The 13,487-nt window shown below is 60.5% G+C and carries 18 protein-coding genes; 9 read left to right on the top strand and 9 right to left on the bottom strand.

Annotated elements, in window-relative coordinates:
• The first annotated feature begins 21 nt into the window (after nt 1-21).
• Genes ACVDG9_RS22995 through ACVDG9_RS22970 form a run of 6 tightly spaced genes read left to right on the top strand, consistent with a single transcriptional unit; the run spans nt 22 to nt 5,992 of the window.
• Entirely contained in the window at nt 22-1,614 is a 1,593-nt protein-coding gene (locus tag ACVDG9_RS22995; RefSeq protein ID WP_447239073.1) for a GMC family oxidoreductase, read from the top strand.
• Entirely contained in the window at nt 1,611-1,925 is a 315-nt protein-coding gene (locus ACVDG9_RS22990; RefSeq protein WP_023002943.1) for a Dabb family protein, read from the top strand. The genes ACVDG9_RS22995 and ACVDG9_RS22990 overlap by 4 nt, the downstream gene beginning before the upstream one ends.
• 27 nt (nt 1,926-1,952) lie before the next feature.
• Nucleotides 1,953-3,116 carry a dihydrodipicolinate synthase family protein gene (locus tag ACVDG9_RS22985; protein WP_447239072.1) on the top strand — a complete coding sequence of 388 codons (1,164 nt, stop codon included), beginning with the start codon at nt 1,953-1,955 and terminating at the stop codon, nt 3,114-3,116.
• A gap of 7 nt (nt 3,117-3,123) precedes the next feature.
• Nucleotides 3,124-4,137, top strand: a complete 1,014-nt coding sequence (locus ACVDG9_RS22980; RefSeq protein WP_447239071.1) for a LacI family DNA-binding transcriptional regulator — start codon at nt 3,124-3,126, stop codon at nt 4,135-4,137.
• Nucleotides 4,134-5,405, top strand: a complete 1,272-nt coding sequence (locus ACVDG9_RS22975) for a glycerate kinase type-2 family protein (RefSeq protein WP_447239070.1) — start codon at nt 4,134-4,136, stop codon at nt 5,403-5,405. The genes ACVDG9_RS22980 and ACVDG9_RS22975 overlap by 4 nt, the downstream gene beginning before the upstream one ends.
• Nucleotides 5,402-5,992, top strand: coding sequence for an HAD family hydrolase (locus ACVDG9_RS22970; RefSeq protein ID WP_447239069.1), 591 nt, complete (start codon nt 5,402-5,404; stop codon nt 5,990-5,992). Before ACVDG9_RS22975 ends, ACVDG9_RS22970 begins: the two co-directional genes overlap by 4 nt.
• A gap of 30 nt (nt 5,993-6,022) precedes the next feature.
• Here the strand turns inward: ACVDG9_RS22970 and ACVDG9_RS22965 are convergent, their stop codons facing one another.
• From ACVDG9_RS22965 to infC, 3 genes are all read right to left on the bottom strand, one after another.
• Nucleotides 6,023-6,922, bottom strand: a complete 900-nt coding sequence (locus ACVDG9_RS22965; protein WP_447239068.1) for a sigma-70 family RNA polymerase sigma factor — start codon at nt 6,920-6,922, stop codon at nt 6,023-6,025.
• A gap of 15 nt (nt 6,923-6,937) precedes the next feature.
• On the bottom strand, nt 6,938-7,606 hold the full coding sequence (locus ACVDG9_RS22960) for a flavodoxin family protein (protein ID WP_447239359.1): 669 nt from the start codon (nt 7,604-7,606) through the stop codon (nt 6,938-6,940).
• Nucleotides 7,607-7,771: 165 nt separating this feature from the next.
• Nucleotides 7,772-8,311, bottom strand: a complete 540-nt coding sequence (gene infC, locus ACVDG9_RS22955; RefSeq protein WP_075283347.1) for a translation initiation factor IF-3 — start codon at nt 8,309-8,311, stop codon at nt 7,772-7,774.
• A gap of 332 nt (nt 8,312-8,643) precedes the next feature.
• On the opposite strand from infC, the gene ACVDG9_RS22950 reads away from it, so the two are divergent.
• A complete protein-coding gene (locus ACVDG9_RS22950) occupies nt 8,644-9,111 on the top strand; it encodes a translation initiation factor IF-3 (RefSeq protein ID WP_447239067.1) in 468 nt (155 codons plus the stop codon).
• Between the two features lie 8 nt (nt 9,112-9,119).
• Here ACVDG9_RS22950 and ACVDG9_RS22945 read toward each other — a convergent pair whose 3' ends face one another.
• Both ACVDG9_RS22945 and ACVDG9_RS22940 read right to left on the bottom strand, forming a co-directional pair.
• Nucleotides 9,120-9,494 carry a YkvA family protein gene (locus ACVDG9_RS22945; RefSeq protein ID WP_023002953.1) on the bottom strand — a complete coding sequence of 125 codons (375 nt, stop codon included), beginning with the start codon at nt 9,492-9,494 and terminating at the stop codon, nt 9,120-9,122.
• 106 nt (nt 9,495-9,600) lie between these two features.
• On the bottom strand, nt 9,601-9,849 hold the full coding sequence (locus ACVDG9_RS22940; protein ID WP_075283357.1) for a hypothetical protein: 249 nt from the start codon (nt 9,847-9,849) through the stop codon (nt 9,601-9,603).
• A 201-nt stretch (nt 9,850-10,050) separates the two neighbouring features.
• Between ACVDG9_RS22940 and ACVDG9_RS22935 the strand changes: the two genes are divergently transcribed.
• The gene (locus ACVDG9_RS22935; protein ID WP_023002955.1) at nt 10,051-10,302 is read left to right on the top strand and encodes a YMGG-like glycine zipper-containing protein; all 252 of its coding nucleotides are present in this window, start codon (nt 10,051-10,053) and stop codon (nt 10,300-10,302) included.
• Between the two features lie 143 nt (nt 10,303-10,445).
• Here ACVDG9_RS22935 and ACVDG9_RS22930 read toward each other — a convergent pair whose 3' ends face one another.
• Nucleotides 10,446-10,607 (bottom strand): hypothetical protein, encoded by a 162-nt coding sequence (locus ACVDG9_RS22930; RefSeq protein WP_156912406.1) that lies wholly within the window; start codon nt 10,605-10,607, stop codon nt 10,446-10,448.
• 124 nt (nt 10,608-10,731) lie between these two features.
• The gene (locus tag ACVDG9_RS22925; RefSeq protein ID WP_023002957.1) at nt 10,732-10,896 is read right to left on the bottom strand and encodes a hypothetical protein; all 165 of its coding nucleotides are present in this window, start codon (nt 10,894-10,896) and stop codon (nt 10,732-10,734) included.
• 195 nt (nt 10,897-11,091) lie between these two features.
• Here ACVDG9_RS22925 and ACVDG9_RS22920 point away from each other — a divergent pair, with 195 nt between their 5' ends.
• Nucleotides 11,092-12,123, top strand: coding sequence for a sodium:calcium antiporter (locus tag ACVDG9_RS22920; protein WP_055659627.1), 1,032 nt, complete (start codon nt 11,092-11,094; stop codon nt 12,121-12,123).
• Between the two features lie 28 nt (nt 12,124-12,151).
• Here the strand turns inward: ACVDG9_RS22920 and ACVDG9_RS22915 are convergent, their stop codons facing one another.
• Together ACVDG9_RS22915 and ACVDG9_RS22910 are read right to left on the bottom strand one after the other, a co-directional pair.
• Nucleotides 12,152-12,739, bottom strand: a complete 588-nt coding sequence (locus ACVDG9_RS22915) for an exopolysaccharide biosynthesis protein (RefSeq protein ID WP_055659625.1) — start codon at nt 12,737-12,739, stop codon at nt 12,152-12,154.
• Between the two features lie 145 nt (nt 12,740-12,884).
• A complete protein-coding gene (locus ACVDG9_RS22910; protein WP_023002960.1) occupies nt 12,885-13,337 on the bottom strand; it encodes a host attachment family protein in 453 nt (150 codons plus the stop codon).
• Nucleotides 13,338-13,487: the final 150 nt, after the last annotated feature.

Below are 13,487 nucleotides of genomic sequence, written 5' to 3'. Positions count from 1 at the left end.
AGTTGTTCTGAGAGACTTCAGATGAATACAGGCTACGACTTCATCATCATCGGTGGTGGCAGCGCCGGCTCGGTTGTTGCCGCGCGTTTAACCGAGAACCCGGACGTTTCCGTGCTGCTGCTGGAAGCAGGCGGGCGCGACTGGCATCCGTTCTATCACCTGCCTGCCGGCTTTGCGAAAATGACCAAGGGGATCGGCTCCTGGGGCTGGCACACGGTGCCGCAAAAGCACATGCAGGGCCGGGTGTTCCGCTATACCCAGGCGAAGGTGATCGGCGGCGGTTCGGCCATCAATGCGCAGATCTATACCCGCGGCAATGCGCTCGATTATGACGAGTGGCGTCAGATGGGCTGCGAGGGCTGGGGCTATGAAGATGTTCTGCCCTACTACCGCAAGGCCGAGGACAACGACACCTACGACAACCGCTACCACGGCAAGGGTGGCCCGCTCGGCGTTTCCAGGCCCTGTGCCCCGCTGCCGATCTGCGAAGCCTATTTCGAAGCCGCTGCTGCGCTCGGCATTCCGAAAAACGAGGACGTGACCGGCGAGAAGCAGGACGGTGTTGCCTACTACCAGCTGACACAGCGCAATGCCCGCCGGTCTTCCTCCGCCATGGCGTATCTGGCGCCCAACAAGGGCAGGCCCAATCTCCACATCAAGACCGGTGCCCAGGTGCGCCGTATCGTGGTGGAAGGCGGCAAGGCGGCCGGTGTCGAACTCATAGACGGCACCCGGCTGACGGCGGGCTCTGAAGTCATTCTGTCGTCCGGTTCCATTGGCTCGCCCCGTCTGCTTCAGCTTTCCGGCATCGGTCCCGCGGACGAACTCAGAAAGCTCGGCATCGATATCGCCTATGACCAGCCTGAGGTCGGTTCCAACCTGCAGGACCATCTGGACCTTTACTGCATTTGCGAAGTCAGTGGCCCGCATACCTACGACCGCTATGCCAAGCCGCATCTGTCGGTTCTGGCCGGCCTTCAATATCTGCTCACCCGGCGTGGGCCGGTGTCCTCCAGCCTGTTCGAGACGGGCGGGTTCTGGTACGCGAATCCCGATGCGCGTTCGCCGGACCTTCAGTTCCATCTGGGTCTGGGGACGGGGATCGAATCCGGCGTTGCCGCCATGCCGGACGGCGGCGTGACGCTCAACTCCTGTTATCTTCGCCCGCGCTCAAGGGGTAGCGTGCGCCTGAAGAGCTCCAATCCCGCAGATGCGCCGTTGATCGACCCGAATTACCTGCAGGACAGCCAGGACCGGGAAATGTCGATCCGGGGTCTGAAGCTGACGCAGGAAATTCTGGCGCAGGCACCGCTGAAGCCCTTCATCAAGGCCGAGCACTTGCCGGGGCCAGGAGTGAAGACCGACGAAGACTACTTCCGCTTCATCTGCGAACACTCCAAGACCTCCCATCACCCGGCAGGTACCTGCCGCATGGGCTCCGACGACAAGGCCGTGGTCGATCCGCGCCTGAGGTTCAACGGTATCGAGGGGTTACGTGTGGTCGATGCCTCGATCATGCCGACGGTCATCTCATCCAACACCAATGCCGCGGCCATCATGATCGGCGAGAAAGCCTCCGACATGATCCGCCAAGATCACGGGGCGCTGTCATGATCCGCCATATCGTTCTCATCAAGTTTCAGCCGGATGTTGCCGAAGAGCTGATCGAAAGCCTGTTTCAGGAACTCAGAAGCATCCGCGATCAGGTGTCCGGCATCGGCGAGATCGTTTCGGGCCGCAGCGAAAGCCCGGAACAGATCGAACGGGGCTACATGCACGGTTTCACCGTCGATTTCGAAAGCTGGGAGGCACTGGAAGCCTACCAGACCCATCCGGACCACAAGGCGCTCGGCGCCAAGCTGGTCGCCAATGCCATCGGCGGGATCGACGGCATTCTCGTCCTCGATATTCCCGTCTCGGCCTGACCGGCCGCCAAGTTTCCGGAGCGTATCATGCTGACCCTGCCCACTTACGAAAACCGTCTGGAACCCTACAGCCTCATCGGAGAAGCCCTGACGCCGCGTGCCCCGCGCGTGCCGCTGACCCGCACCGCTTTTGCCGCGGCGCATGTGGTGTCTGATCCGCTGCGCGAGCGCGATCCCTGGGTTGGTTCTCCGGCTGTCGATTGGGAAAATACGCTGAAATTCCGGCACTGGCTGTGGGATCAGGGGCTGGGACTGGCCGAGGCCATGGACACCGCGCAGCGCGGCATGGGCGTTGACTGGGCAACGGCAAAGGAACTGATCGAACGCACCATGAAAGAGGCAAAGGCGCATCCGCTGAAGCCGCGTGTTGCCTGTGGGGCAGGCACCGATCAAGTGCCGCTGGAAAATCTCAAGACGAAGGACGACATCGTTGCGGCCTACACAGTCCAGCTGGAGGCCATCGAGGCGGCAGGCGGTCAGGCGATTCTTATGGCTTCGCGGGCGCTTCCCGCGATCGGGGCCGGGCCGGACGATTACGCCGACGTCTATGGCCGGCTGATCCGTCAGGCGCGGGAGCCGATCATCCTGCACTGGCTGGGCGACATGTTCGATCCGGAATTGACCGGCTATTGGGGGTCTAAGGATGTCTCGGCGGCGTCCGACGCCGTCCTCGCCATCATCGAAAGCCACGCGGCAAAGGTCGACGGCATCAAGATTTCCTTGCTCGATCAGGCACACGAAGAAGCCTTCCGTGCGCGCTTGCCTGAGGGCGTGCGGCTTTATACCGGCGATGACTTCAACTATGCAGATCTGATCGCCGGCGATGGCAAGCACTATTCGCATGCTCTGCTGGGGGCCTTTGCGGCGATTGCCCCCGTGGCGAGCCAGGCGCTTGAGGCATTGGCGGAAGGGGATATGGATACCTATCACCAGCTCTTCGCGCCAACCGTTCCGCTGAGCCGGGAAATCTTCAAGGCTCCGACCCGCTTCTACAAGGCCGGAATCGCGTTTCTTGCCTGGCTGAACGATGCCCAGAGCCACTTCATCATGCCGGCCGGTTTTCAGTCTTCGCGTGAGATTGCCCACTATGCGGAGGTCTTCCGGCTTGCGGATCAGGCGCGTTTGTTGTCAAAGCCGGAGATCGCCGAGGAGCGCATGGGGCTGCTCCTGAAACTGCACGGGATCGGATAGACCTTTCATGAAGAAGCGGCCGACAATTCTGGATGTTGCAAGGCAGGCGGGCGTTTCGAAGTCGACCGTCTCGCTGGTGCTCCAGAATTCGTCGCTTGTGAAACAGTCGACCCGGGAAGAGGTGGCCAGGGCAATTGACGAGCTTGGTTATGTCTACAACCGGTCGGCTGCCGGCTTGCGGGGCGCTGCATCCGGCCTCATCGGCCTGATCATCAACGACCTGCGCAACCCCTTCTTCACCGAATTTGCCGCCAGTGCGCAGATGACCTTTGCCAGCAAGGGATACTCGACCGTCATCGCCAATACGGATGAGGACCCGGAGATCCAGGCCCAGGTGATCGACAGCATGATCGAGCATGGCGTGTCGGCCTTCGTCATCTCGCCGACCTATGGCGGTGACGAAAGCCCGTTCGAGCGGATCGAGCGGGCCGGAATTCCCACCATGCAGGTGCTGCGTCAGCTGGACGAGCGCACGGATCTGTTTCCCTTTGCTTCGCATGACTACGCCTTTGGAGGCGAAGCTGCGACACGGCACCTGATCGATACGGGATGTCAGAAGATCGCCTTTGCCGGTGGTCTGGCAGATCGTCCGATTACCTTGGAGCGCATGTCCGGCTATCGAAGCGTGATGCAGGCGAACGGTCTTGCGCCGACCATTTTTCACGGACGGCCATCGAGGCAGTTCGGCCGTGAAATCGCGCTGAAGATCCTTCAGGAACACGAAGTCCTGGAAGCGGCGATCTGTTTCAGCGACCTGGTTGCGCTTGGCATGCTGAGCGGCTTTGCCGAGCTTGGCATCAAGGTTGGTCAGGATTTCAGGATCATCGGCTTCGACGATATCGAGGAATGCTCACTGGCCTTTCCCAGGCTCAGCTCGGTGCGCTGCGATACCGCGCTGTTCGGCCGCAATGCTGCCGAAGCGATGCTGGCCTGGATTGTCGATGGCGTCAGGCCACCCGACACGAAACATTATCCGGTCGAGCTGATCAAACGGCAATCGACCCTGGGACTTAATGCATGACAGATTGTTCGCGTGAGGCCCTGTTGCGGCGTCTGTTCGAGACGGCCGTTGCAGCGGCCGACCCGATGAAGTGCGTTCCCGCATTCCTGCCGGAACGGATTAAGGGCCGGACGGTCGTGATCGGTGCCGGCAAGGCGTCGGCACGCATGGCCGAAGCGGTTGAAGCAGCCTGGAGGGCTTCAGAGGGACTGGTCATCACCCGCGACGGCTACTCCAGGCCTTGCCGGGGGATCGAAATCGTCGAGGCATCACATCCGGTGCCGAACGGGCGTGGGCTTCAGGCAACACAGCGCCTTCTCGGTCTGTTGTCCTCGCTTGAAGAAGCGGATCACGTGATTGCGCTGATTTCAGGCGGGGCGTCGGCGCTGCTGGAGGCACCGGCCGGAGATATTTCGCTGGCTGACCTGCAGGCCTTGAATGAAGCCCTGCTGGCATCAGGCGCGCCAATCACCGACATGAACACGGTCCGCAAGCATGTCAGCCTGGTCAAGGGTGGCCAGCTTGCAGCGGCAGCCTTTCCTGCCCGGATGACGGCGTTGATCATTTCCGATGTTGCCGGTGACGATCCGGCCTTTATTGCCTCAGGCCCGACGGTCGGTGATCGGACGACGCCAGCTGACGCGCGTGCGGTTATCGAACGCTTTGGCATGTCTGTTCCGGCATCTGTTCTCGCTGTGCTGGACGGCACCACCGGAGTGCTGCCGCCGGAAGATGAAAGAGTGTCGAGGGTGGAAAACCGCATCATCGCGGCACCATCGCTTTCGCTGGAAGCAGCGGCAAGCCTGGCTGCCGACGAAGGTATGGAAGTCGAGATCCTGGGGGACGCCATTGAAGGCGAGGCGCGCGAAGTGGCTGAACAGCAGGCGAGACTTGCGATCGAATACCAGCAGGCGATGAAACCGGGTGGGCGGCCCGTCCTGCTTCTGTCCGGCGGTGAATGCACGGTGACGCGGCGCGGCAAGGGCTGTGGTGGTCCGAATGCGGAATTTACCCTTGCGCTCGCGATCGCTCTCAAGGGGGCAAACGGTCTTTACGGGATTGCCTGTGACACAGACGGTGTCGACGGGGCGGCGGATGTTGCAGGGGCGGTTGTTGGCCCAAGCACTCTTGAGCGTGCAGAGGCGCTTGGCCTCGACCCGGTCGCCATGCTCGGCGATAACGACAGCCACAGTTTCTTTGCGGCTCTTGGCGATCAGGTGGTGCCGGGGCCAACCCTCACCAACGTCAACGACTTCCGTGCAATTCTCATCGAAAGCCCAATGACATGAATGAACTGGAGGCGCTTCTCCAACGGGCGCAGGCCCTGATTTTCGATTGTGATGGCACGCTGGTGCAAACACCAACGCTCTATGCCGGTGCCTGGCAGGACGCGTTCAGGGCCGCCGGTCATCATATGGAGCCGGACTGGTACCACGCCCGGGCGGGAATGTCGGAACATGTGCTGCTTGATGACTACGAAGCCGAGCACGGCGTTACGGTGGATCGCCCACTGGCCGTTCGGGAGATGCGCACGGCAGTATTGGCCCGGATCGGTGAAGTCGGCGAGATCGAGGTAATAAGCGCCATTGCACGGAGGTTTCACGGCAAGTTGCCGATGGCGGTCGCCTCTGGTGGACCGCAGGAAGTGGTGCTGGCGTCGTTGAAGGAGACGGGACTGCTGCCGTTGTTCGATACGGTTGTCACGATTGATGACGTTGCCCATGCCAAACCGGCGCCGGATCTCTTCCTTGAAGCCGCTTCCCGGCTCGGTGTCGCAGCCGCACAATGCCTCGTGTTCGAGGACAGTCATCAGGGGCTTGAGGCAGCGCACAACGCAGGAATGCCGGTTGTTGATGTGAACCGGCTGATCGGATAACGCCGCGAAGCTGATTTCCACTCGTGCTGATCAGTTCAGGTCAATTGGCGGACGTATCGTGACCTCCTGATCTGCGCCAAGATGCTTGAGCTTTTCCGGGTTGCGGGTCACATAGATGGCGATGATCCTGCCGTCCCGGATCTGCAATGCGGTTGTCTGGACAATGCCGCCATCTTCCTCGGTTACAAAACCGGGCAGTCCGTCAATGTCAGCAAACCGGACCAGGCGTGACGGAGCCTTTCTGAAATAGCGGGCGAGTGCCGCAAAGAGGCTCATCGACCGTTCGTGCCCGAATGTCGGAGCTGACGTGGCAGGCACCTTGCCGCCGCCGTCGGCGTAGACGACGATGTCTTCGGCCAGCAGGGATTGGAGTTTCTCCATGTCGCCGCTGCGCGATGCTTCGTAGAAGGCGGTCGCCAGCTTCCGGCCCTGTTCCGGCGTGGCGGAAAAGCGTGGTCTTGCTTCCTGCAGCCTTGCCCTGGCCCGGCTGGCGAGCTTGCGGCAGGCTGCCGGTTCCCGGTTGATGGCTGTCGAAATTTCCTCGAAACCCATGCTGAAAACGTCATGCAGCAGAAAGGCGGCCCTTTCGAGCGGTGACAGCCGCTCCAGAGCCACCATCACGGGCAACGTGATGTCGTCGGCGACTTCGGCATCTGATGTCGTCAGCAGGGGCTCTGGAAGCCAGGGGCCAACGTAAGACATGCGGCGACGGCGTGCGGATTTCAATTCATTGAGGCAAAGCCGTGTGACGATCGTCTTCAGGAAGGCGACAGGCTCGCGCACCTTTTCCCGGTCGGCGGCAAGCCAGCGAACCCAGGCTTCCTGAACCACGTCTTCCGCGTCGGAGACTGATCCCAGCATGCGGTATGCGATGCGGGTCAGTCGCCTGCGTAAAGCGGTGTCGTCTTCAAGGGCCGGTGTGTCCGTCATGATCACGACAGCCTATCACGTCAACGCCGGTTCGGGCCGTGCTTGCACCCGTCCGGCTGCAAACTGCAAGGCCGTTTTCGCCACACGCCTGCCAAGATGGCGGGCGGTTGCCAGATCCGCGGCCGGGGGAGCTGACTGCGGCCCTTCGTCGGTGTTCGACTGTGCCGCGGCCCCGAGCCAGAAGCCGAGCCGGTTGAGATCGTCTTCCGATCCTTGCGAGGAACAATTGGCTGGCGGCAGGTCCAGGCTGACCCAGTGCATGCCGTGCTGGGCTGCAAACAGGGCCAACTGGATGAGCACCGCCAGCTTGTCGCCGGAACGCGAACCGGAATTGGTGAAGCCGGCCGCAATCTTGTCTCGCCAGAGATAGCCCTTCGACATGATTTCCTGCGAGCTGGCTTCCTGAAAGGTCTTGAAGGCGGCGGAGGCTGCGCCGACGTAGGTTGGCGTGCCGAAGATAATTGCGCTGGCCGCATTGAGTTCGTTCCAGCGGGTGCTGGCTTCATCGGCCGTCAGAAGCAGTGCGCGTGCACCGTCGACATCCTCTATGCCCTGCCTGACAGCCGTTGCCTGACGTTCTGTGTGACCGTACCCGCTGTGAAAAACGACGGCGACGTCAATCAATTGCCGGTCATTCGCAAGCTTGGTCTGAAGCCCTGCTGCTGCATTCCCATTGTCCATCATCATTTTCGTCTCCTGCGCACACGTGGTGTTCGCAGGTAATGACAAGGCAGCGGCGCTGGATGTGACATGCCGGACGGGATTTTTGAGGAAATGAGCTGTTCTGCCGCCCGAAAACGAGAAAACCCCGCCGGAGCGGGGTTTTCGGACATTCAAACGCGATGAAGCTTACTTGATCGGAGCCAGAACCATAACCATCTGGCGGCCTTCAAGCTTCGGCGCGGATTCAACCTTGGCGATTTCGTTGGTTTCCTCACGGACCTTGTTGAGCAAGTTCATGCCCAGGTCCTGGTGGGCCATTTCGCGGCCCCGGAAACGGAGTGTGACCTTCACCTTGTCGCCTTCGCCAAAGAACCGCAACATGCTCTTCATCTTCACCTCGTAGTCGTGGGTGTCGATGTTCGGACGCATCTTGATCTCCTTGATCTCGACGGTCTTCTGTTTCTTGCGGGCTTCTGCTGCTTTCTTCTGAGCCTGGTACTTGTACCGGCCATAGTCCAGGATCTTGCAGACAGGCGGATTTGCGTTCGGCTGGATTTCAACAAGATCCAACCCGGCATCCATGGCGATGCCCATCGCCTCTTCTGTCGGGATGACGCCACGGTTGGCGCCTTCATGATCAATCAACTGGACTTCGCGAACGCGAATTTCGTGGTTTGTGCGCGGGCCTTCCTTCGTAGGAGGCGGGGCGCGGAACGGACGGCGAATGGTCGCAAACTCCTCTTTCGTTTCAACGTGGCGCTAGGGCTTTGATATGCTCCATGCACAAAAACCCTCGGAACGCTGGTACCAAGGTGCTGAGATGGATATGGCCTAACGCCATCCCCCAACGTCTTGCGAAACCGGCAAAAAGTCAAGCGAAAACACCGTTTTCGACATGCCGGGTCACATTTTCAGGGGCTAAGGCTCCGGCTGGCCTGATCATGGCCAGCCGGGCAACTGCCGGTTCTGGAAGGTTGCAATCCGACCGGCAGATGGTCAAGTAAGCAGTCAGCTCGCGCATATCAAGGAGGGACAGCGGTTTGGACGGCGGGAAATTCATGTTGCAGCTTCTCAGGATCGCGTTCGGTTTCATCTTCGCGGTACTGGCGTGCGGCCTGTTCCTTGCCTGGGGCTTTTTCCGGGCCGGGCATCCCGAAGCCGATCCGATTGCCTTTGCAACCATGGTCGGAAGCGGTCTCGTGGGTGCAAGTGTGGTCGGTGCCACGGCCCTGGCCCCGGCTGCCGTTGCAATCGTTCTGGCCGAAGCTGCACGGCTGCGCAGTTTCCTGTTTCACGTCGGTGCCGCCGGGGTGATCGCCTTTGCAGTCTGGACACTTGGAGCCGAAGCCGCGGACAGTGCCTTCCGGCCGGGAAGTGCGGTTGCGCTGGCGGCCGGATTTATCGGCGGTGGAATTTACTGGCTGATTGCCGGGAGAACGTCAGGCTGCTGGCACGGAACCAAAGCGGCCGGTCAAGTGACGCGCAAGCCGGCACAAGACGATCAGCCCGGACGCGACCACCTCTAGAAAGGCGGTCAGATTTCGCCGTCCTTCAAGGCATCCTTTGCAGCCTGGTAGTGATCCGGTCGCATGTGGCTGCGTATCATCGCGAGGGCGGCCAGAAGCACGGTCGCGTCATCGCCGAAGCCGATGCCGATCAGAAAGTCTGGAATTACATCCAAAGGCAGCACGAAATACGCCAGCGATGCGAGCACGGTGGCCCGCACCTTGCTGGGTGTCGAGGGATCGAGCGCGCAGAAATAGCCGGCGACGACATCTTCCATGAACGGCACCTGACGCGCGGCCTTGCGGACCGTCGTCATCAATTTCTGACGGATTGTCTTCTTCTGCTCTTCCTCCGGACCGAGGATCTCGGGGTCAAAGCCAAGGTCTTCAAAGGTGGTGTTCATGAGGCCGCCTGTGCTTGTGTTCGCCTTTAGAGATAGGTTTTCTTGCCGGCAGCTTCAACGTTTCGCCCTTCCAGGCCGGGCTGGAAGGGCCGCGCAAGGTCGCCGGTCAAAGGGTTGCGGCACTGTTTTCCTCAGCCTCGGTCAGGTCGCTATGGCCGAGGCGCTCCAATGCCCTGTCGATGTCCCGAAGGCCCGACGAATCCGGGGTTTCGTTACCCATCGGGCTTTCCGTCGCCGCCCGTTGCAGGGCACGTGCGTCCTCGCGCATCCTCAGAAGCTCGTCTACGCGATCAGCCTTGCTGCGCGTGTTGTCTTTCAGAATACGGGCGATCTCGTCCCTGGTCCTGTCAGTCATGTCGGATCCTCCTGTAAATGGCAGCCGGGAAATCCTCTGCTGGATCGCCGGCTGCCCGATACCGGGCAAACGTTCGAGGGTGACAGAAGTTCCTCCGCACGACGGATCTCTGCGTTGGTCTTGGCGGTAGTTTCCCATCTTTTTCTGGAACATTTCCGCTGCTCTCCCGTTCTGCCTAATGCAACACGAAGGGAGTTGATCATGTGGAAAATCATGCTGGTTGCGGTCGCTTTGACTGGTCTGACCGCTTGCAACAACACGCAAAAGGGCGCGGTGATCGGTGGTGCCTCAGGCGCGGCGATCGGTGCTGCAACGACCGGTAAGGCAGGCGGAGCGCTTGTTGGTGGCGCCGTCGGCGCAGCTGCCGGTGCGCTTGTCGGAAGGGCAACGGAACCGGGCAAGTGTATCTACCGCGATTCCTATGGCCGTGAATATGTGGCGGCTTGCCGTTAATCGGTCTGCCCGGCAATCTGCCGGGTCACCTTCTGCGAGCGAGAGTTGATCCTCTCGCCTGAAAAACAAAAGGGACGACCTTTTCAAGGTTCGTCCCTTTTGTTTGGTCCTTCGAAGGGCTCTACCCTTCCGGACTGGTGAACTCAAAGCAGGATGTAGCCGACAACCGCCAGTGCGATTACCGCGCCTGCGGTGCCGATCGCCAGGACGTAACGCATCTCGTGAAGTTCGAGGCCCTGCTTGGCTTCCTTTTCTCCCAGAACGACTTCCTTGTCCTGTGCGTTGGTCTGCCTTTGATAAGTCATCTCTACCTCGCTGGATTGTGCGTCGTTGCAAGCGCTGAGGGCGGTTCGGCCTCATCACTCTTCAGAACAACGTTCGAGCGGCAGTAGTGTTCCTGAAAACGTCCAGGCTGCCTTGGGCGTGCGGTCAATAGCTGAGCAGGAATATCAGGGCGATCAGCGAAAAAATGATGCCGCTGAATCCGAAGCCAAGAGCAAGGTGCTTCCAGCTGGAGGCTTCCTTGTCTCTAATCCTTTCACGCAGGATGGCAAGGTGCCGGTCTGCATCGTCGTTAAAGCCGTGATAGATCATCTTCACTACCTCGCGATGTTGCCACTTGGCAGCCAGGCTCGACTGCTCTTCAGCGGTTAACGCGCAAGACCCTTATTCGTTCCCCTCCGGGGGTTCCAAGGGAGAACGTTCAGGTGGGAACTTCCTGGTGGGGTGGCCGTTTTCCCTTTGAAGTCCGGACAACTTCCGCAAATGCCAAGAGGGGACAAGGTCACTATGGGTTTCGACAGCCTGCCGCTGTGGGTCTTGCTTGCGCTTTTTGCAGGTGCCGGTGGAGTTATACTGGTTTGCGGCATTCATCTGACCGGTCAAGCTGACCGTATCGCCGACCGGACAGGGCTGGGCGAGGCCTTGGTTGGCGGTGTCCTGCTGGGGGCGGCCACGTCGCTCTCGGGCACCGTGGTGTCCGTAACTGCTGCGCTGGACGGCCGCGCGTCGCTGGCCTTTTCAAATGGCGTTGGCGGTATCGCCGCGCAGACTGCCTTTCTGGCCATCGCTGACATCGTTTACCGGCGCGGCAACCTGGAGCATGTGGCCGCTGACGTTTCCAGCCTTTTTCAATGTGCCCTGCTGATGCTTTTGCTGGCCATTCCCCTGGTCGCCTACACCACCCCGGAAATCACGTTACTGGGCGTTCATCCAGCCTCCTACGCCCTGGTTATCGTTTATGGCAGCGGTTTGCTGGCTCAGCGGCACGTGCGGGAGCAGCCCATGTGGCGTGTCGTGAATACGTCCGAAACCCACGAGGACAGCCCGGATGAGGAACAGCACGACCTGCGCGGTAACTTGCGGCTTATCGCAGGGTTTTCAGCGCTGATGCTTATCCTCGCCTCGATGGGCTGGGTGCTGGCGGAGGTGGCTGGCGCGCTGACGGACCGTTTCAATCTCAACGCCTCGCTTGTCGGTGCGCTGATGACAGCCGTTGTCACCTCGCTGCCCGAACTGGTGACGACGCTGGCAGCCGTGCATCGTGGTGCCCTGCAGCTCGCCATCGGCGGCATTGTTGGCGGCAACACCTTCGACACTCTGTTCCTGACGCTTTCCGATGTCGCCTATCGCGACGGCTCGCTGTATCAAGCCGTCTCCCCTCAGGACTATTTCTGGCTGGCGATCGGGCTGGTGATGACGGCGGTTCTGCTTCTGGGGTTGCTGGTACGGCAGAAGTCAGGCCCCGGCGGGATCGGTTTTGAGAGTGTCAGTCTGCTTGGCATCTATGGCGGTGCCATCGCGCTTCAGGCGCTCGGTTGATCCTGCGAACCTGTTCGGGAGGCCTTCCTCAGAACAAGGCCGTCAGTGCCCAGACAACGATGGCCAGGGGCAAAAGCGCGGCTAGGGCAAAGAAACCGTCCCGGGTGAGGAGAGAGAAGGCAATCAGGCAAACAGATGCGCCAAGAAGCGATGACGAGAATGGTACCAGTTCGAGAAAGGGCATCAAGGCGCCGAACAGGAGGCAGGAGAGCGGCAACAAGGCCCGAAGAGGTTGCCGGAAGAGGAACCGTGCTCTCGCGCGCGAATGTTTGTCCAGCCAGCGTGCGGCGGGCCGCAGCTTGTTCATCGCCACCCGCACCTTGTCGCCCTCAAGACTTTGCTGACCCAGCCAGTGGGGAAGCCAGACCCGGTCGCGTTTCATCAGCCATTGTGCCGCGATCAGGCAAATGGTCACTCCGCAAAGGCTTGAAAACAGGGGAATGCCGCTCAGCGGTGTCACGACGGCGGCCGCGGGCACGATCAGCATCGTCGCAAATCCGGTTTTCTCGAAAGCGCCGACCACGCGGTCAAGCGAGACCTGTCCTTCTTTCGTAATGTCTCCGACCCTGTCGACAATGGACGTCAGGGGCCGGTCCAAGTCCGGATCAACGGTCATGGTCCTGCCTGTTTCAGCGGCCGCAATTGGCGGCCACTGTGTTCTAGGGTGAAAAAATTCCGAGCCTGCTCTTGCAAGGCACATCGTGGCAGGGACGTTCGGACGGTGGCGGCCGAATGCCCTCAGCGTCTGCGCAAGAAGATGATTATCTTCCGAAGACAAGTTTCTCGATGCGATCGACAGGATGATTGGTGAGATCCTTGTCGATCTCCGCGACGACACGGTCACTGACTTCCTTGTGCAGGCGCTTGCGGACCTGGCCGAGAACCGACGGGGCTGCGACCAGTACGATCTCGTCGAACTTGCCCTTGTGGGCGCGCTTGTAGAGCATCTGGGCAAGGTCCGCGGCGAAATCGTCTTCAGCCAGCGCATGCCAGTCGGCTTCCTGAACTGCACTTCGATGCCCCTGCGGACCGTCACTCAAACGACCGGGACGGTCAGCGGTCTGCTCGCGGTTGGGAGGGTTGTCCTGGGTTTCTTTCCGAAAGACCTTGAGGTCCGGCACGTGTTCCGTGCCCGCGTTGGTCAGGAACAAAGCCTTGGTTCCGTCGGCAACGACTACCCAACCATCATGTTTCAGTCGGATCGCATCCTTCATGTCGCACTCCTGCAGTTTTGGGTCCGTCTGGAGTGAACGCCGGACCACCGGAAGCGTTCCTGAGGATATCTGTGACAATTTCGACAGTTCGCAAGCCTACCAGTACGGGAAACGGATTGCAGGGCCTACCGGAAGAGAGCGCGGCGCCCT

Source organism: Roseibium sp. RP-7 (assembly GCF_053005225.1).
The sequence above is the reverse complement of the archived record's forward strand: the minus strand, read 5'-3'. Positions and strand labels throughout refer to the sequence as shown.